The sequence below is a fragment of the Streptomyces sp. NPDC001828 genome, assembly GCF_042892175.1.
Classification (GTDB): Bacteria; Actinomycetota; Actinomycetes; order Streptomycetales; family Streptomycetaceae; genus Streptomyces.
In genome coordinates this window covers 196,601-214,582 of sequence record NZ_JBIATV010000015.1, presented here as the reverse complement: position 1 = coordinate 214,582, position 17,982 = coordinate 196,601, and the positions used below count along the sequence as shown (strand labels likewise).

Annotated in this window: 18 protein-coding genes; 11 read left to right on the top strand and 7 right to left on the bottom strand. The window is 73.8% G+C overall.

Going from position 1 to position 17,982, the window contains the following annotated elements; all coding sequences use genetic code 11:
- Positions 1-64: 64 nt before the first annotated feature.
- Together ACFYZA_RS33800 and ACFYZA_RS33795 are read right to left on the bottom strand one after the other, a co-directional pair.
- On the bottom strand, positions 65-706 hold the full coding sequence (locus ACFYZA_RS33800) for a response regulator (protein ID WP_382590007.1): 642 nt from the start codon (positions 704-706) through the stop codon (positions 65-67).
- A complete protein-coding gene (locus tag ACFYZA_RS33795) occupies positions 703-1,884 on the bottom strand; it encodes a sensor histidine kinase (protein WP_382590004.1) in 1,182 nt (393 codons plus the stop codon). Before ACFYZA_RS33795 ends, ACFYZA_RS33800 begins: the two co-directional genes overlap by 4 nt.
- Before the next feature lie 133 nt (positions 1,885-2,017).
- Between ACFYZA_RS33795 and ACFYZA_RS33790 the strand changes: the two genes are divergently transcribed.
- Positions 2,018-3,061: an ABC transporter permease gene (locus ACFYZA_RS33790; RefSeq protein WP_388494432.1), complete on the top strand. Its 1,044-nt coding sequence runs from the start codon at positions 2,018-2,020 to the stop codon at positions 3,059-3,061.
- The gene (locus ACFYZA_RS33785) at positions 3,058-3,858 is read left to right on the top strand and encodes an ABC transporter ATP-binding protein (protein ID WP_388494431.1); all 801 of its coding nucleotides are present in this window, start codon (positions 3,058-3,060) and stop codon (positions 3,856-3,858) included. Before ACFYZA_RS33790 ends, ACFYZA_RS33785 begins: the two co-directional genes overlap by 4 nt.
- A 77-nt stretch (positions 3,859-3,935) precedes the next feature.
- Here the strand turns inward: ACFYZA_RS33785 and ACFYZA_RS33780 are convergent, their stop codons facing one another.
- A complete protein-coding gene (locus ACFYZA_RS33780) occupies positions 3,936-4,739 on the bottom strand; it encodes an IclR family transcriptional regulator (protein ID WP_382589995.1) in 804 nt (267 codons plus the stop codon).
- 331 nt (positions 4,740-5,070) lie between these two features.
- Here ACFYZA_RS33780 and allB point away from each other — a divergent pair, with 331 nt between their 5' ends.
- Both allB and alc read left to right on the top strand, forming a co-directional pair.
- On the top strand, positions 5,071-6,408 hold the full coding sequence (gene allB, locus ACFYZA_RS33775) for an allantoinase AllB (protein WP_382589992.1): 1,338 nt from the start codon (positions 5,071-5,073) through the stop codon (positions 6,406-6,408).
- A 4-nt stretch (positions 6,409-6,412) separates the two neighbouring features.
- Positions 6,413-7,528 carry an allantoicase gene (gene alc / locus ACFYZA_RS33770; protein WP_382589989.1) on the top strand — a complete coding sequence of 372 codons (1,116 nt, stop codon included), beginning with the start codon at positions 6,413-6,415 and terminating at the stop codon, positions 7,526-7,528.
- 213 nt (positions 7,529-7,741) lie between these two features.
- Here alc and ACFYZA_RS33765 read toward each other — a convergent pair whose 3' ends face one another.
- Positions 7,742-8,500 (bottom strand): SDR family NAD(P)-dependent oxidoreductase, encoded by a 759-nt coding sequence (locus tag ACFYZA_RS33765; protein ID WP_388494430.1) that lies wholly within the window; start codon positions 8,498-8,500, stop codon positions 7,742-7,744.
- A 197-nt stretch (positions 8,501-8,697) separates the two neighbouring features.
- On the opposite strand from ACFYZA_RS33765, the gene ACFYZA_RS33760 reads away from it, so the two are divergent.
- Positions 8,698-9,324, top strand: coding sequence for a dihydrofolate reductase family protein (locus tag ACFYZA_RS33760; protein WP_382589983.1), 627 nt, complete (start codon positions 8,698-8,700; stop codon positions 9,322-9,324).
- A 114-nt stretch (positions 9,325-9,438) separates the two neighbouring features.
- Positions 9,439-10,353: a DMT family transporter gene (locus tag ACFYZA_RS33755; protein ID WP_388494429.1), complete on the top strand. Its 915-nt coding sequence runs from the start codon at positions 9,439-9,441 to the stop codon at positions 10,351-10,353.
- Positions 10,354-10,442: 89 nt separating this feature from the next.
- Here the strand turns inward: ACFYZA_RS33755 and ACFYZA_RS33750 are convergent, their stop codons facing one another.
- Positions 10,443-10,649: a hypothetical protein gene (locus ACFYZA_RS33750; protein WP_382589977.1), complete on the bottom strand. Its 207-nt coding sequence runs from the start codon at positions 10,647-10,649 to the stop codon at positions 10,443-10,445.
- Positions 10,650-10,795: 146 nt separating this feature from the next.
- Between ACFYZA_RS33750 and ACFYZA_RS33745 the strand changes: the two genes are divergently transcribed.
- The 3 genes from ACFYZA_RS33745 to ACFYZA_RS33735 are packed head-to-tail and all read left to right on the top strand — an operon-like array spanning position 10,796 to position 13,913.
- Positions 10,796-12,019, top strand: a complete 1,224-nt coding sequence (locus ACFYZA_RS33745; RefSeq protein WP_382589974.1) for a sensor histidine kinase — start codon at positions 10,796-10,798, stop codon at positions 12,017-12,019.
- Positions 12,016-12,699, top strand: a complete 684-nt coding sequence (locus tag ACFYZA_RS33740; RefSeq protein ID WP_388494428.1) for a response regulator — start codon at positions 12,016-12,018, stop codon at positions 12,697-12,699. Before ACFYZA_RS33745 ends, ACFYZA_RS33740 begins: the two co-directional genes overlap by 4 nt.
- A 26-nt stretch (positions 12,700-12,725) precedes the next feature.
- Positions 12,726-13,913 (top strand): cytochrome P450, encoded by a 1,188-nt coding sequence (locus ACFYZA_RS33735; RefSeq protein ID WP_388494427.1) that lies wholly within the window; start codon positions 12,726-12,728, stop codon positions 13,911-13,913.
- A 22-nt stretch (positions 13,914-13,935) separates the two neighbouring features.
- Here ACFYZA_RS33735 and ACFYZA_RS33730 read toward each other — a convergent pair whose 3' ends face one another.
- Complete coding sequence (locus ACFYZA_RS33730; RefSeq protein WP_382589965.1) at positions 13,936-14,706, bottom strand: hypothetical protein; 771 nt, start codon at positions 14,704-14,706, stop codon at positions 13,936-13,938.
- A 115-nt stretch (positions 14,707-14,821) separates the two neighbouring features.
- Here ACFYZA_RS33730 and ACFYZA_RS33725 point away from each other — a divergent pair, with 115 nt between their 5' ends.
- Positions 14,822-16,024: a cytochrome P450 gene (locus tag ACFYZA_RS33725; RefSeq protein ID WP_388494426.1), complete on the top strand. Its 1,203-nt coding sequence runs from the start codon at positions 14,822-14,824 to the stop codon at positions 16,022-16,024.
- A 1-nt stretch (position 16,025) separates the two neighbouring features.
- On the opposite strand, the gene ACFYZA_RS33720 is transcribed toward ACFYZA_RS33725, so the two are convergent.
- Positions 16,026-17,042 (bottom strand): Gfo/Idh/MocA family oxidoreductase, encoded by a 1,017-nt coding sequence (locus ACFYZA_RS33720; protein WP_388494425.1) that lies wholly within the window; start codon positions 17,040-17,042, stop codon positions 16,026-16,028.
- Positions 17,043-17,167: 125 nt separating this feature from the next.
- Between ACFYZA_RS33720 and ACFYZA_RS33715 the strand changes: the two genes are divergently transcribed.
- Positions 17,168-17,917, top strand: a complete 750-nt coding sequence (locus tag ACFYZA_RS33715) for a GntR family transcriptional regulator (protein ID WP_382590063.1) — start codon at positions 17,168-17,170, stop codon at positions 17,915-17,917.
- Positions 17,918-17,982 lie beyond the last annotated feature (65 nt).

Sequence of the window (17,982 nt, the reverse complement as noted above, 5' to 3'; positions counted from 1 at the left end):
CATGACGGACCCGGGGCCCTGTCGGCCCTCCTTCGCGAGCGCCGGTCGGAAGCGGCGGGAGCATTCAGCCCGGCTGGCGGATCAGACGGCGCGCGCTCGCGGCGGCGACCGCCGATGTGCGCGAGTCCACCCCCAACTTGGCGTAGATATGCACGAGATGGGACTTGACAGTGGCCTGGCTCAGGAACAACTGCTTGCTGATCTGCTGGTTGGAGAGCCCGTCGCCGACGAGTTGGAGCACCTCCAGCTCGCGCCGGGTCAGCGCCTCCGCAGGCGTCCGCATCCGGTCCATGAGCCGGTGTGCCACGGCGGGGGCGAGCGCCGAGCGGCCCGAGGCCGCGGTGCGCACCGCCGCCGCCAGTTCCTCGGGCGGGGCGTCCTTGAGCAGATAGCCCGCCGCGCCCGCCTCCACCGCCGCGAGGATGTCCGCGTCCGTGTCGTACGTGGTGAGGACCAGGACGCGCGGGGCGCCGGGCCGGGCGGTGATCGCGGCGGTCGCCTCGGCGCCGTGCATCCCCGCCCCGAACTGGAGGTCCATCAGGACGACGTCGTAGGCGCCGGGGGACGCCAGCTCCACCGCGCGCTCGGCGGTGGCGGCCTCCCCGGTCACCGCGAAGTCCGGCTCGGTGTCGAGGACCGCGCGCAGCCCGGCCCGCACGATGGGGTGGTCGTCGGCGAGCAGCAGCCGGATGGGCGCCGCGCTCATCGGGCACCCGCCACGGGCAGCGGCAGCGTGATGGCGACGGCCGTGCCCTGGCCCGGCGCCGACTCGACGCTCAGGGTGCCGCCGAGCGACTGGGCGCGCGAGCGCATCGCGGGCAGGCCGAAGCCGCTGGTCTCCTTGGGCCACCGCTCGGCCGGATCGAATCCGTGCCCGTCGTCCACGACGTCCAGGGCGACCGAGGTGTCCATGAAGCTGAGCGTGATCTCGGCCCGGCCGGCCGCCGCGTGCTGCACGGTGTTGGCGAGCGCCGACTGCGCGACGCGCAGCAGCGCCACCTCGTACGGCGTCGGCAGCTCGACCGGGGTGCCGCTGACTCCGAACTGCACGGCGGGCCCGGGCGCCGCCGCGCACAGCCGCTCCAGGGCGCCGGAAAGGGAGCCGTGCTCCAGGTCCGGCGGGGTCAGCGCCTTCACGAAGCGTCGGGCCTCGGCCAGATTGTCCTGGGCCGCGCGGCGGGCCTGCTCGACGTGTCCGCGGGCCGGATCGCCGGCGGGCAGCGCGCGCTCGGCGGCGCGAAGCAGCAGCTGGATCGAGGACAGGCCCTGGGCGAGCGTGTCGTGGATCTCGCGGGCCAGGCGCTCGCGCTCGGCCAGGGTGCCCGCCGTGCGCTCGGCCTCCGCGAGCTCGGCCCGGGTCGCCACCAGCTCGTCGATGAGTTCCCGGCGCCGCTCGCTCTCCCGGTACAGCGCGTCGTACCCGAGCACGGTCGCGACGGCGACCGCGCCGCCGAGCAGCGGGCCTATGAAGGCGCCCGGGGTGACCTGCTGCCCGTGCAGCAGGAAGCTCGCGATGGCCGCGCCCGCCGTGACCAGGACCGCGGGCAGCCCCCAGCGCAGCGGGAGCAGGTGGAGCAGCAGGAAGTAGAGCGGGAAGGCGGCCCACAGCGCGTCGGGGGAGACCACGAGCAGCGCGAGCCAGGCCGCGCCGAGCGCCCCGAGCCACACCATCGCGGCCCCGGTCCGCGGCCGTACCGAGGGCAGGGCGACCCCCACCGCGTACACCGCCGCCATGAGGACGACCGCCCCGACCACGGCCCCCGCGTGCGGCGCGCCGTCGCCGAAGGACCGCACCGCGGCCAGCGCGAGCAGCCCGCCGAGCAGCGCGTGCAGACACAGGCGCAGCAGGGCGGCGACGGGGGTGTGGGGGCGTACGGAGTCCATAGGCCTTCCAGCGTACGGGGGCGGCGGGCAGCCCCGGTCAACCGAAAGTTTGATGTGCGGATGCATCCTTCGATACCCGGGAGCATGCTCCGGCGCGATGTGCCGACGGGCCCCGGTGGCCAGGCTTGAGCCCATGTTCGTCGCATGGAGAGATCTCCGGTTCGCCAAGGGCCGGTTCGCACTGATGGGTACGGTCGTGGTGCTCATCACCCTGCTGGTGGGGCTGCTTTCCGGGCTCACCGCCGGGCTGGCCAGGGACAACACCTCGGCCGTCAGCGCCCTGCCCGCCGACCGGCTCGCCTTCGCGGCGCCGCCCTCGGGGCAGTCGGCGTCCTTCACCAACTCCGTTGTGCAGAACGGGACTTGGCGCAAGTGGCGGCAGGCTCCGGGGGTGCGCGAGGCCCAGCCGCTCGGCATCTCCACGCTGAACGCCAAGGCCGGCGAGCGCACCGCCGCGGTCTCCTCCTTCGCGGTCCCGCCCGGCTCGGACCTGGCCCCGGCCGAGGTGCGCGCCGGATCCGTCGTGCTCTCCCGGGGCGCGGCCGACGACCTCGACGCGAAGGCGGGCGACCGCCTGACGCTCGGCGGCCGTCCGCTGACGGTCTCGGCGGTGGCGGGCGCGGACTCCTACAGTCACACCCCGGTCGTCTGGACCGCGCTCGCCGAGGACGCGCCCGCCACGGTCGTCGCGCTCTCGCTCACCGGCGGCGCGGACCTCGGGGCGCTCGACAAGGAGTTCGCCACCAAGAGCCTGACGCTCTCCGACGCGCTCGCGGCACTGCCCTCCTATCAGGCCGAGAACGGCTCGCTCCAGCTGATGCGCGGCTTCCTGTTCGTCATCTCGGCGCTGGTCGTCGGCGCGTTCTTCACCGTGTGGACGATCCAGCGCAGCGGCGACATCGCCGTACTGAAGGCGCTCGGCGCCTCGACGCCCTACCTCCTCAAGGACGCGCTCGGCCAGGCCGTCGTGATGCTGACGATCGGCACCCTCGCCGGCACCGGGCTCGCCTCGCTCGCCGGGGTGCTCGTCGGCGGCGCCGTGCCCTTCGTGCTCGACCCGGCGACCACGCTCGGGCCGGCCGCCGTCCTGATCGTGCTCGGCGTGACCGGCGCCGCCCTGTCCATCCGGCGCATCACCGCCGTCGACCCGCTGACCGCGCTCGGGAGTGCCCGATGACCCCTCGTACGAACCCCACCCCGAACCGCGACTCGATGGCGACCCCGGCGCCGGTCCCGAACCCGGCCCGGGCCTCGGACCAGGTTCCGCATCCGGCCGGGGCCTCGGCCCCCGCCCTGCTCCTCGACGGCGTCACCCTCACCTACCCCGACGGCGAGGGACGCCTCACCGCCCTTGACGCGGTGTCCCTCGCGGTCGCGGCCGGGACCGTGACGGCCTGCGTCGGCCCGTCCGGCTCCGGCAAGTCCAGCCTGCTCGCGGTCGCCGCGACCCTGGTGACCCCGGACAGCGGTCGCGTCGTCGTGGCGGGGACCGACACGGCGGGATTCGGCCGGGCCCAGAAGGCGGCGCTGCGCCGGGGGTCCGTCGGCATCGTGTTCCAGCAGCCCAATCTGCTGCCCTCGCTCACGGCCGCCGAGCAGCTCCAGGTGATGGCCCACCTCACGGGACGCAGGCCGCGCGAGGTGCGGGCCCGGGCCCTGGAGCTCCTGGCCGCCGTCGGGCTCGCCGACCAGGCCCACCGGCGCCCGCACCAGCTCTCCGGCGGTCAGCGCCAGCGGATCAACATCGCCCGCGCCCTGATGAACGAGCCCGCCGTGCTGCTCGTCGACGAGCCCACCAGCGCCCTCGACCACGAGCGCGGCGCCGCCGTGCTCGACCTGCTGCTCAGCCTCACCCGCGAGCGCGGCACGGCCACCGTCCTGGTCACCCACGACCGCGCCCACCTGGAGCGGATGGACGCCGTGGTGACCATGGCCGACGGACGCCTGAGCCCGGCGCGGGAGGTCGCGGGCTGAACCCGGGCCCGGACGCGCGAGACCCCGGCGGTGCCGTACACCGCCGGGGTCTTCGCGCGACCGGGCCCGCGCCCGATTCAGGCCTGGGCGCCCGTGTTGGCCAGCGCCGTGGAGAGCTCCTGGGCGATGCCCTGGAGGATCGGGACGATCCGGTCGGTGGCCGACTCGGTGACCCGGCCGGCCGGCCCCGAGATCGAAATGGCCGCAGCGGTGGGGGAGTTGGGCACCGACACCGCGAGGCAGCGCACTCCTATCTCCTGCTCGTTGTCGTCGACCGCGTACCCGGCGCGCCGCACCTGCTCCAGGGCGTCGAGGAAGCCGTCCGCCGTGGTGATCGTCTTCTCCGTCGCGGCCGGCATGCCGGTACGGGCGAGCAGCGCGCGCACCTCCTCCGGCGGGGTGTGCGCGAGCAGCGCCTTGCCCACGCCCGTGGAGTGCGGAAGGACCCGCCGGCCGACCTCGGTGAACATCCGCATGGAGTGCTTGGACGGCACCTGCGCCACGTACACGATCTCGTCGCCGTCGAGCAGCGCCATGTTCGCGGTCTCGCCGGTCTCCTCGACGAGACGCGTGAGATACGGCCGCGCCCAGGTGCCGAGCAGCCGGGACGCCGACTCGCCCAGCCGGATCAGGCGCGGGCCGAGGGCGTAGCGCCGGTTGGCCTGCTGGCGCACGTAACCGCAGGCGACGAGGGTGCGCATCAGCCGGTGGATGGTCGGAAGGGGAAGGCCGCTGCTCGCGGAGAGCTCGCTGAGGCCGACCTCGCCCCCGGCGTCGGCCATCCGCTCGAGGAGATCGAAGGCGCGCTCAAGAGACTGGACTCCTCCGCTGGCGGCGGAGGGCTTGGAGGCGTCGGTGGTGCTGGCGCTTGACGTCGGCACGGCGCGTTCCTTTCGGTGCTGGCAGGCGAAGGAGCAGACTATCGGGCGGTTGTCCGTCCTACCCTGGACAGGTCAGGTGTCCCTGCCGGTCAGAGCGGGTTTGTCCGTTCACCGGCGGCGCCCCCAGGTGATAACTACATTCTGCTTGGCGAAATTCTAATTCCATTCTGTGGAAACCTCCAAGACTCGCGTCCGTGTCGGCCGTCACGCGTCGGCCACCCTTGACGGCTTCGTCGGCGAGCGCGCAAACTCCTTCAACAGATCGTTGAATTCCGGTGTACGGAAAAGATCCGGTGCACGGACAAGATTCCGCTGGGAAGTGAGGGCTCGGGTGTCCGACGTCAACCTGGTACTGCGCTCGACGCGCGTCATCACCCCCGAGGGGACGCGCCCGGCGACGGTCGCCGTCGCCGACGGGAAGATCGCGGACGTACTGCCGTACGAGGCCGAGGTGCCGGCCGGCGCGCGCCTGGAGGACTTCGGTGACGACGTGCTGCTGCCCGGCATCGTCGACACCCACGTCCATGTGAACGACCCGGGCCGCACCGAGTGGGAGGGCTTCTGGACGGCCACCCGCGCGGCCGCCGCCGGCGGCATCACCACCATCGTCGACATGCCGCTCAACTCGCTGCCGCCGACCACCACGGTCGAGAACCTGCGGGTCAAGCAGGAGGTCGCCGCGAGCAAGGCGCACATCGACACCGGCTTCTGGGGCGGCGCGCTGCCCGACAACGTCAAGGACCTGGGGCCCCTGCACGAGGCCGGGGTCTTCGGCTTCAAGGCGTTCCTGTCGCCGTCCGGCGTCGAGGAGTTCCCCGAGCTGGACCAGGAGCAGCTCGCGCAGTCGCTCGCCGAGATCGCCGGGTTCGACGGCCTGATGATCATCCACGCCGAGGACCCGCACGAGCTCGACGCCGCCCCGCACCTGACCGGACCCAAGTACGCCGACTACCTGGCGACCCGGCCGCGCGTCTCGGAGAACACCGCGATCGAGGGCCTGATCGACGCGGCCAAGCGGATCGGCGCCCGGGTGCACGTGCTGCACCTGTCGTCCTCGGACGCGCTGCCGCTGATCGCCGCCGCCAAGCGCGAGGGCGTCAGGCTCACCGTCGAGACCTGCCCGCACTACCTCACCCTGACCGCCGAGGAAGTCCCGGACGGAGCGAGCGAGTTCAAGTGCTGCCCGCCGATCCGCGAGGACGCCAACCGCGACCTGCTGTGGGACGCGCTGGCCGACGGCACCATCGACTGCATCGTCACCGACCACTCGCCGTCCACCGCCGACCTCAAGACCGACGACTTCGCCACCGCCTGGGGCGGCATCTCGGGCCTCCAGCTCAGCCTCCCCGCCATCTGGACCGAGGCCCGCAAGCGCGGGTACGGCCTGGAGGACGTGGTCCGCTGGATGTCCACCGCCACCGCGAACCTCGTCGGGCTGACCCAGAAGGGCGCCATCGAGGCCGGCCGCGACGCCGACTTCGCGGTGCTCGCCCCGGACGAGACCTTCACCGTGGACCCGGCCGAACTCCAGCACCGCAACCGCGTCACCGCCTACGCGGGCAAGACGCTGCACGGCGTCGTCAAGTCGACGTGGCTGCGCGGAGAGCGCATCCAGCACCACGGCGTCATCGCCGAGCCCACCGGCCGCCTGCTCGAAAGGAACAACTGACACCGTGAGCACCCTTCCCTCCTTCACCGGTGACGCCAGCCCCTTCGGCGGCGGCGACCCGTACGCGGACTACCGCAGCGCGGACTTCTCCTTCACCCAGTACGTCGACCTCGCCGACCGGCGCCTGGGCGCGGGTGTGATCGCCGCGAACGACGAGTTCTTCGCCGAGCGCGAGAACCTGCTCAAGCCCGAGGCCGCCGAGTTCGACCCCGAGCACTTCGGGCACAAGGGCAAGATCATGGACGGCTGGGAGACCCGGCGCCGCCGTGGCGTCTCGGCCGCCGAGCCGCACCCCACCGACGAGGACCACGACTGGGCGCTCATCCGCCTGGGCGCGCCCGGCGTGGTGCGCGGCATCGTCGTCGACACCGCCCACTTCCGCGGCAACTACCCGCAGGCCGTCTCCGTCGAGGCCGCCTCGGTGCCGGGCTCCCCCTCTCCCGAGGAGCTGCTCGCCCCGGACGTGAAGTGGACAACTCTCGTACCCCGTACGGCAGTTGGCGGACACGCGGCCAACGGCTTCGCGGTGGACGTGGAGCAGCGCTTCACCCACCTGCGGCTCAACCAGCACCCCGACGGCGGCGTGGCCCGGCTGCGCGTCTACGGCGAGGTCGCCCCCGACCCGCGCTGGCTGGCCGCGCTCGGCACGCTCGACCTCGCGGCCCTGGAGAACGGCGGCCAGGTCGAGGACGCGTCCGACCGCTTCTACTCGCCCGCCACCAACACCATCCAGCCGGGCCGCTCCCGCAAGATGGACGACGGCTGGGAGACCCGGCGCCGCCGCGACAAGGGCAACGACTGGATCCGCTACCGGCTCGCGGCCCAGTCCGAGGTGCGTGCGGTCGAGATCGACACGGCGTACCTCAAGGGCAACTCGGCCGGCTGGGCGGCGCTTTCGGTCCGCGACGGCGAGTCGGGGGAGTGGGTCGAGGTGCTGCCGCGCACGCGCCTGCAGCCCGACACCAACCACCGCTTCCTCCTGGACGCGCCGGCCGTGGGCACGCACGTCCGGATCGACATCTTCCCCGACGGCGGCATCTCGCGGCTGCGCCTCTTCGGCTCCCTGACGCCGGAGGGCACCTCCCGGCTGACCGCCCGCCACCAGGAACTGGGCGGCTGAGCCCTGGAGTCGGGGGATGAACACCCCGATTCCCCCTGAACCGGGGGCAGTTCGGCCCCCGGTTCCCCTTGAGCAGGGCGGCACGACACCCGCCCGCCGGCGCGAGACACCCCGACCCGACAGCACCGGGGTGTCTCGCGCCGTTGTTCTCCCGTACCCCCTCCTTTCCTGGATGCTCCGGCACTGCCGTCGCCGGAAGGGCGCCGCGCCGTTCTAGGCCGCGTAACCCCCGTCGGGGGACAGGGCGGTGCCGGTGACGTAGGACGCGTCCGGGCCGGCCAGGAACGCCACCACCGACGCGACCTCTGCGGGCGTTCCGTAGCGGCCGAGGGAGGTCAGCGCGCTCTGGGCGGGGGCGGTGGGCCCGTCCGACGGGTTCATGTCGGTGTCGATCGGGCCGGGGTGGACCAGCGTCGCGTTGATGCCGCGCGCCCCGAGCTCCCGCGCCAGCCCCTTCGTGAGGCCGATCAGCGCCGCCTTGCTCGTGCCGTACAGCGTGCCGCCGGGGCCGGGGACCCGCTCGGCCATGCAGGAGCCGATCGTGATGATCCGGCCCCCGCGCGGCAGCCGGTCCGCCGCGGCCCGGGCGGTGAGGAACACGCCGCGCACGTTCACGTCGAGGACCCGGTCGATGTCGTCCGGGCTCAGCCGGCCGAGCGGGGCGAGCACCCCCACGCCCGCGTTGTTGACCAGGACGTCGAGGCCGCCCAGGGCCTCGGCGGCGCGCCCGACCGAGGCCGTCGCCTCCGCCGCCCGCCCCAGGTCCGCGCGCAGCGCGAACCCGCGCCGGCCCATCGCCTCGATCTTCGCGACCACCTCACGGGCCGCCTCCTCGCCCTGGACGTATGTGACGGCCACGTCCGCGCCCTCCTCCGCGAGCCGCAGGGCGATCGCCGCCCCTATGCCCCGGCTGCCGCCCGTGACCAGGGCCTTCTTCCCGTCGAGCGGGCTGAGTGAGGTGAGTGACGTCATTGCCTGTCCTTCGCTTGGTGTGCCGCGTGGTCGTTGCGGTTTCAAGGAAAGCCTTCGGGTGAGCCCCGCGCTGGCGGGCATCGGACACCGAGGCCCGTGCCCGCGATGGCCACCGTTTCCCGGCGTGCCGATGGTCTCGGCCCCGCCGACCGGCGCGTCACGACCGCTCCGGGGCGGCCCTCGGGAAGGCTCGGTCCATGCAGCTCACCTTCACCACCTTCATCACGCTCGACGGCGTCGTCCAGGCCCCGGGAGGTCCCGAGGAGGACCCCGGCGGCGGCTTCGCGCAGGGCGGCTGGCAGGTTCCGTTCGACGACGAGGAGGCGGGCCGCTACGTCACCGAGTGGTTCGCCGGCGCCGATGCCTTCCTGCTCGGCCGGCGCACGTACGACATCTTCGCGGCCTACTGGCCACGCGTCACCGACCCGGCCCACCCCGTCGCGGGCCCGCTCAACGGGCTCCCCAAGTACGTCGTCTCCAACACCCTCAAGAACCCCCAGTGGCAGCACACCACCGTCATCGGGGGCGTCGACGCCGACATCGTCGCGGAGCTCCGGGTGCTCAAGGACCGGCCGGGCGGCGAGATCCAGGTGCACGGCAGCGGCACCCTCGCCCAGTTCCTGATGGCGCACGGGCTCATCGACGAGTACCGCCTGTGGACCTACCCGGTCGTGCTCGGCGAGGGGCGCCGGCTGTTCGCGGACGGCGCGGCGCCGACCTCCTTCGCGCTCACCGGCACCCGCACCACCTCCACCGGCGTCTGCGTCAACAGCTACCGCCCCACCGGCCGCCCCCAGTACGGGAGTTACGACCTCGACGCGTGACGCCCGCCCGGCGGACGGGAGGCTCTTCCCGGGCCGGTCACGGACGGGTACGGTGATCGTTCCCCGTGCGAGCCGCCGCCGTCTCCACACCCCACGCCGTCTGGAGACCGGGCCGTGTCGTCGATCGCCGTACCCTCCGCGGGCCTCGCCCCGCGCCGCGCCTGGCTCACCGACCTGCCGGTCCTCCTGGTGGCCGTCGTCTGGGGCGCCAGCTACCTCGCCGCCAAGGACATCACCACCACCCGCACCGTGACCGCCGTCCTTGTCCTGCGCTTCGGCCTCGTCGTGCCGGTCCTGGTGGCCGCCGGCCTGCGCGGCCTGCGCTCGCTGACCGCCGCCCAGTGGCGCGGCGCGGGACTGCTCGGCCTCGTCCTCAGCGGGATCTTCCTCCTGGAGACGTACGGGGTCGTCCACACCTCGGCCACCAACGCGGGGCTCATCATCAGTCTCACGATGATCTTCACCCCGCTCGCCGAGGCCGCCGTCACCGGGGTCCGGCCGCCCCGGGCCTTCCTCGCGGCGGCGGCGCTCTCGGTGGCGGGCGTGGTCCTGCTGACCCAGGGCGGCGGCTTCACCGCGCCCTCGGCCGGTGACCTCCTGATGCTGCTCGCCGCGCTCGCCCGTACCGCGCACGTCCTGTGCATGGCCCGCGTCAAGGCGGTCCGGGACGCCGACCCGCTGTCCCTGACCACCGTCCAACTGGGCGGCGCCGTCGCGGTGTTCGCGGTCCTGGCCGCGCTTCCCGGCGCGGGTCCCGCGCCCTGGACGGTGGCCGCGGGCTTCGGCGTCCGCGAGTGGAGCGGCCTGCTCTTCCTTTCGGTGTTCTGCACCCTGTGCGCGTTCTTCGTGCAGATGTGGGCGGTCCGCCGCACCTCCCCGTCCCGCGTCAGCCTGCTGCTCGGCACCGAACCGCTGTGGGCGGCGGCCGCCGGCATCGCGCTCGGCGGTGAACGCCTGGGCGTGCTCGGCCTGTTGGGCGCGGTCCTGGTCCTCGCGGGCACCAGCTGGGGACGCCGGTCCGTGGTGTGACCCCCCGGCACCAGGTGGGACGCCGGGGCCGTGGGCCGACCCCCGGCACCAGCTGGGGAGCCCGGGCCGGCGGCCGGTCGCGCGGTCGGCTACTTCTTCGCACCCCGCTCCGACGCGATGAGCACCGCCACGCCCGCCACCGCGAGCACGATGCTCGCGAACACCTCGTGGCCCGCCAGCGCGTCGGGCCGGTGCACCACCGTCCACAGGCTGAACCACCCGGTCCACTCGTGCACCAGACCGCCGACCCCCTGGACGAGGAGCAGGAATCCGGCGACCTCCAGGAATTTCCTCATGCCCCGAGCCTGCTCGAACCGGCCGCGCCGGCGCGTCGGTCTTCGGCACACCGCGTCCGCGTCCAAAGTCTTCGGCCCCGCGACTTTGGTAGCGACCCACGCCCGCGGAGCGCCGCCGGGCCGCCGGGCTGCGTAACTTTGTCGACATGACACGAGCCGGACCCGAGTACCGCTGGCTGCTGCCCTCGGCGGTGGCCGACCCCGAGCTGCCCGGCGACCGGGCCCGGCCCCGGCGCACCGTACGGGACTGGGCCGTCGACCTCTGCGCCTTCGTCGCCGCCGCCCTGATCGGCATGGTCACGGCCGACACCCTCGGCAAGAGCCCCGGCTACTCCGACACCGTGATGGTCCTCGACCAGGTGGTGGGCGCTGCGGCCTGTTGCGCGGTGTGGCTGCGGCGCCGCCGGCCCGCCGGGCTCGCGCTCGCGCTCGCCGTGGTGTCGCTGGTCGCACCGGTCGCCTCGGGGGCGTTCCTGGTCGCCCTGTTCAGCCTCGCCGTGCACCGGCCGTTCAAGCCGGTCGTGCTCGCGGTGGGCGGCGTCGCCGTGGTCAGCTCGGTCCTGCAGCCCGTACTCCGCCCCGACCCGACCACCAGCCTGCTCGCCAACGCCGTCGCGGGCACCGTGCTCATCCTGCTCGCCACCGGCTGGGGCATGCTCGTACGCTCCCGGCGCCAGCTCGTGGTCGCGCTGCGCGAGCGGGCCGTCCGCGCCGAGGCCGAGGCGGCGCTGCGGGCCGAGAACGCGCAGCGGCTCGCCCGCGAGGCCATCGCACGCGAGATGCACGACGTGCTCGCCCACCGGCTCACCCTGCTCTCGGTGCACGCCGGCGCCCTCGAATTCCGGCCCGACGCGCCGCCCGCCCAGGTCGCCCGCGCCGCCGGGGTCATCCGGGACAGCGCGCACGAGGCGCTCCAGGACCTGCGGCAGATCATCGGCGTGCTGCGCAGTCCCGGCGAGGGCGCCGAGGACCGGCCGCAGCCCACGCTCGCCACCCTCGACGCGCTCGTCGCCGAGTCCCGCGAGGCCGGGATGAAGGTCGCCCTGGACAGCCGGATCCCGGACGCGTCCGGGGTGCCCGCCGCCACCGGGCGCAACGCCTACCGCATCGCGCAGGAGGCCCTCACCAACGCGCGCAAGCACGCGCCCGGCGCCGAGGTCACCGTCACCGTCACCGGCCGCCCCGGCGACGGGCTCACCGTCGAGGTCCGCAACCCGCCGCCGCCCGGCCCGGTCCCCGAGGTCCCCGGATCGGGGCAGGGGCTCATCGGCCTCACCGAACGCGCCACCCTGGCCGGCGGCCGGCTCGACCACGGGCGCGGGTCCGACGGCTCCTTCGCGGTGGTGGCCTGGCTACCGTGGCCCTCATGACCATCCGCCTGCTGATCGTCGACGACGACCCCCTGGTCCGCGCGGGCCTCACCTTCATGCTCGGCGGCGCCGAGGACATCGAGATCGTCGGTGAGGCGGCCGACGGCCACGGCGTCGGCCAACTCGCCCTGGAGCTGCGCCCGGACGTCGTGCTCATGGACATCCGCATGCCGCGCGTCGACGGCCTCACCGCCACCGAGACCCTGCGCGCCCGCCCCGACGCGCCCGAGGTGATCGTCCTGACCACCTTCCACGCCGACGAACAGGTCCTGCGCGCGCTGCGCGCCGGAGCCGCCGGCTTCGTCCTCAAGGACACCCCGCCCGCCGAGATCGTCGCCGCCGTACGCCGCGTCGCACTCGGTGACCCGGTCCTCTCCCCGGCCGTCATGCGGCAGTTGATGACCCAGGTGTCCGGCGGCGCGGCCGCGCCCGGCGACCGGGCGGCCCGCGCCCGCGAGCGCGTCGCGCTGCTCGCCGACCGCGAACGCGAGGTCGCCGTCGCCGTCGGCCGCGGCCACTCCAACGCCGAGATCTCCGCCCGTCTCCATCTGAGCGTGCCCACGGTGAAGACCCATGTCTCGCGCGTCCTGGCCAAGCTCGGCCTCAACAACCGTGTGCAGATCGCCCTGTTGGTGCACGACGCCGGGCTGCTGGACGGCCCGGACGGCGACGTAGGCTGAACGGCATCCGAACGGAGGGCGGGACCATGCCGGTTGTCGATCTGAGTGAGCACGCCGAGGAATTCAACGCCGACCCCTATCCGACGTACGCCAAGCTGAGCGCCGCGGGCCCGGCCCATCTGGTGCGCACGCCGACGGGCGACGAGGTCTGGCTGGTCGTCGGCCACGAGGAGGCCCGCGCCGCACTCGCCGACCCCCGCCTCGCCAAGGACTGGCGGCCGCTGGCCGAGACCGGCTACGAAGAGCTGCCCGCCAGCTCCAACATGCTGGAGACCGACCCGCCGCAGCACACCCGGCTGCGCAAACTGGTCGCGCGGGAGTTCACCCCGCGCCGCATCGAGGCGCTCCGCCCGCGCGTCCAGGAGATCACCGACCGGCTCCTCGACACCATGCTGGCCGCCCCGAGCCGCACGGCCGACCTGGTCGACTCGCTCGCCTTCCCCCTGCCGATGACCGTCATCAGCGAACTCATCGGCGTGCCCGACCTCGACCGCGAAGCCTTCCGCGTGCTGTCCAACCAGGCCGTCGCGCCCCTCTCGGGCGACGAGGGCGCCGAGGCCGTCGGCAAGATCGGCGTGTACCTGGCCGGGCTGATCGAGGGCAAGCGCCGCGCCGCGCCCGCCGACGACCTGCTGAGCGCCCTGATCCGCACCCGGGACGAGGGCGGCGACCAGCTCTCCCAGGACGAACTCATCGGCATGGCCTTCCTGTTGCTCGTCGCGGGCCACGAGACGACCGTCAACCTCATCTCCAACGGCGTACGCGCCCTGCTGGGCCACCCGGACCAACTGGCCGCTCTGCGCGCCGACTTCGACGGACTGATCGACGGCGCCATCGAGGAGATGCTGCGCTACGAGGGCCCGGTCGAGACGTCCACCTACCGCTTCGCCCGCGAGCCCGTCCGGATCGGCGACGCGCTCATCCCGGCCGGCGCGCCCGTCCTCGTCGCCCTCGCCTCGGCCGGCCGGGACCCGCTGCGGCACCAGGACCCCGACCGCTTCGACATCCGGCGCGCCCCACAGGGCCACCTCGCCTTCGGCCACGGCATCCACTTCTGCCTGGGCGCCCCGCTCGCCCGCATGGAGGGCCGCATCGCCGTCCGCACCCTCCTGGAGCGCGCCCCGGACCTTCAACTGGACGTCGAGGCAGCCCAGTTGGAGTGGCTGCCGGGCATGCTCATCAGGGGCGTACGCCACCTGCCGGTGCGCTGGTGAGGCACCCGGAGCCCGCCCGGCCCTAGGCCCGGCGGGCTGCCGCCGCCCGCCTGCGGTGCTCGCCGCGCAGCACCAGCGAGGGCCACTCGTCCCCGTACGCCCCGCAGGCGCAGACCGACCACAGCGACCACTGCTGCGGCACCGAGTAGTACGGCACGAGCACCCTCGCCGTGCGCAGCCGCGACAGCTTCACCGGGACGAGCGCGGGAAGGACGTCCGGCGCCTGCCCGGCCAGGATCGCCCGGCGGCACGAGGAGCAGGCGGGCCGCCGGTCGGCCGCCGCCTCGCGCGGACCGGTGCGCTGCCTGGCCCGTCGGCGGTGCTGCTTGCGGACGGGGGAGTGGGGCTGATCGGCCGCCGTGTGCAGCGGGTTGTAGAAGCAGCGCTCGGCGGCCTTGGGCACCGGCTGCCCGGCGGCCCGTGCGTGGACCGCCGCGAACCGTTCGAGCGCGCGGTCGGCGAGGACGGCCGCGGCCGCGAGGTCGGGCAGGTCGGCCGCCTCGTCGAGCAGCTTGCCCGCCGCCTGGAAGGCGTCGAAGGCCCAGGCGCAGTCGCCCCGCGCACGCGGATCGGATCCGTCGGGCGCCAACAGGCCTGCGGCGGGCGGCAGTTCGGTGGTCCGCAGCACATCGCCGACGGCCGTCACCCGCGCCGACACCAGGCGGTCGAGGCGCTCGCGCGCCGCCGCCCACTCCTCCAGGACCAACTGCTGCTGTTCCCTCGACAGTTCACCGGCCCGCCGGCCGGGCACGGCGGGACGCAGCCTCCCCATGAACCACCAACGTCCCAGCACCTTGCCTCCCTCGCCCCGACCAGCCCCGACCAGCGTAGAAGCCCCCTAAGCTACGGGAGAGTCGGGGCGCTCGAACGTCAGCCGGATCCGCACCACCCTCGTGAAGGGACATGCGTTGACCAGCGATGTCATAGTCGATCTCGCCGCACTCGGGGCGGACTTCACCCGCGATCCCTACCCGGTCTACGCCGGACTGCGGACCCGGGGCCCGGTGCACCGCATCCGGATGCCCGAGGGCGCCGAGGCCTGGCTCGTCGTCGGCTACGAAGCCGGCCGGGCCGCGCTCGCCGACGACCGGCTCTCCAAGGAATGGCGCAATGCCGCGCCCGACCTCGGCGTGAAACAGGTCTCCTCGGGCCCCACCATGCTGAGCGCCGACGCCCCCGACCACACCCGGCTGCGCAAGCTGGTGAACCGCGCGTTCACCGCCCGCCGCGTGGACGGACTCGCCCCGCGCATCCAGGAGATGACCGACGGCTTCGTGGACGCGATGCTGGCCGCACCGGGCCGCCGGGCCGACCTCGTCGAGGCGCTGTCCTTCCCGCTGCCGATCACCGTCATCTGCGAGCTCATCGGCGTACCCGCCCTCGACCAGGACACCTTCCGCCACTGGTCCAACACCTCCGTCTCGGCGCCCCTCCTCGACGACCGGCTCGCCGCGGCCAAGTCGGTCAACGAGTATCTGACGCGGCTCCTGGGGGACAAGCGCGCCCGCCCCGGCGACGACCTGATCAGCGCGCTGATCCACGCGGCCGACGAGGACGGCGGCGACCGCCTCTCCCACGAGGAACTCCTCGGCATGGCCTGGCTGCTCCTGGTCGCGGGCCATGAGACGACCGTCAACCTCATCTCCAACGGCATGCTCGCGCTGCTGAGCCATCCCGCTCAACTGGCCTCGCTGCGGGCCGACTTCGAGGGGCTCATCGACAACGCGGTGGAGGAGATGCTGCGGTACGACGGCCCGGTCGAGACGCCGACGTACCGCTTCACCAAGGAGCCCGTCGAGATCGGCGGCACCCTCATTCCCGGCGGCGGCCGCCTGGTGCTCGTGGCGCTCGCCGACGCCGACCGCGACCCCGCCCGGTACGCGGAGCCGGACCGTTTCGACATCCGGCGCGACGCCCGGGGCCATGTCGCCTTCGGCCACGGCATCCACTACTGCCTGGGCGCCCCGCTGGCCCGGCTCGAAGCCCGGATCGCGGTCCGCACGCTTCTGGAGCGCTGCCCGGAGCTCGCGCTCGACATCCACCCCGCGGCCCTCCGGTGGCGCACCGGCATGATGATGCGCGGCCCCGAACGGCTGCCGGTGCGCTGGTAGTTCACCCGGCCGCGGCGTCCCCGTCCGGGATCTCGGCCACCGGCACCACCCGCCGTTCCCGGCGCGACACCTCGCACGCCTCCGCGATGCGCAGCGCGTGCAGTGCGTCGCGCCCGTCGCAGGGGTTCGCCGCCTCGCCCCGTACGAGCCGGACGAAGGCGTCCAGTTCGGCCTCGTACGCGGGGGCGAAGCGTTCCAGGAAGCCGGTCCACGGCTTGTCGGGGCGGCCGGGCCCCTGCGGTTCGGCCGAGGTCAGCGGGGTGCGGTCGTCCAGGCCGACCGCGAACTGATCGCGCTCTCCGGCCAGTTCGAGCCGTACGTCGTAGCCCGCGCCGTTGCAGCGGGTGGCCGTGGCGGTCGCGAGCGCGCCGTCGTCCAGGGTGAGGACGGCGGCCGCCGTGTCGATGTCCCCGGCCGCACGGAACATCGCGGGCCCGGCGTCGGAGCCCATCGCGTACACCTCGGTGACCTCGCGGCCGGTCACCCAGCGCACGATGTCGAAGTCGTGGACCAGGCAGTCGCGGTACAGCCCGCCGGACAGCGGAAGGTAGGCGGCGGGCGGCGGCGCCGGGTCGGAGGTGATGGCCCGTACGGTGTGCAGCCGGCCGAGCCGCCCCGAGCGCACGAGCTCCCGGGCGCGGCGGTAGCCCGCGTCGAAGCGGCGCATGAAGCCCAGCTGGAGCACGGTGCCCGCCGCCTCGACCGCGTGGAGCGCTTCCAGGGTGCCCGGCACGTCCAGGGCGACGGGTTTCTCGCAGAAGGCGGGCAGTCCGGCGCGGGCGGCGTCCGCGATGAGCGCGGCGTGCGCGGAGGTCGCCGAGGCGATCACCACCGCGTCGGCTCCGGCGAACGCCTCCGGCACGGTGGCCGCGGCCTCGGCGCCGGTGAGCGCCGCGACCTCGGCGGCCCGCGCCGCGTCGGCGTCCGCGACCACCAGCTGGGCGACCTCGGGGTGGCGGGCCAGGACTCCGGCGTGGAAGGCGCCGATCCGTCCCGTTCCGATCAGTGCGATACGCATGGCCACACGGTGGACGGGGTGACTGATCCTGTCAAGAGTTTGTCCTGACAATCGAACTTCACGACTTCCCGTCAACATCCCCGGCGCACTACGCTCGCTCCGTGCCCAAGCAGCCCAGACCAGCGATGGACTTCCCGAAGCCGCTCCAGCTCAGCGTGGACCGCACCAGCCCCGTCCCGCTCTACTTCCAGCTCTCGCAGCAGCTGGAGGCGGCCATCGAGAAGGGCACCCTGACGCCCGGCAGCCTCCTCGGCAACGAGATCGACCTCGCCCATCGGCTCGGCCTCTCCCGGCCCACCGTCCGCCAGGCGATCCAGGCCCTGGTCGACAAGGGCCTCCTGGTGCGCCGCCGAGGGGTCGGGACCCAGGTCGTGCACAGCCAGGTCAAGCGACCGCTGGAACTGAGCAGCCTCTTCGACGACCTGGAAGCGGCCGGACAGCAGCCCGCCACCACCGTCCTCCGCAACACCTTCGAGCCGGCCACCGCCGAGGTCGCGGCCGCGCTCGGGGTGCCCGAGGGCAGCGACGTACACGTCCTTGAGCGGCTGCGGTACGCGCACGGCGAGCCCATGGCGCGGCTGCGCAACCACCTGCCGACGGGCCTGCTCCCGCTGGACACCGAGTACCTGGAGGGCACCGGGCTCTACCGGCTGATGCGGGGCGCGGGCCTCACGCTGCACAGCGCGCGCCAGACGGTGGGGGCGCGGGCGGCGACCGCGCGGGAGGCCGACCTCCTGACGGAGACCGAGGGCGCTCCGCTGCTCACCATGCAGCGCACCACCTTCGACGACACCGGCCGGGCGGTGGAGTTCGGCTCGCACATCTACCGGGCCTCGCGCTACTCCTTCGAGTTCCAGCTGCTCGTGCGCCCCTGAGGTTCTCGCCACCCGGATCGCGTACCGAGTCAGAATGTTCGGACAAAGTATTGACGGTGTCACGG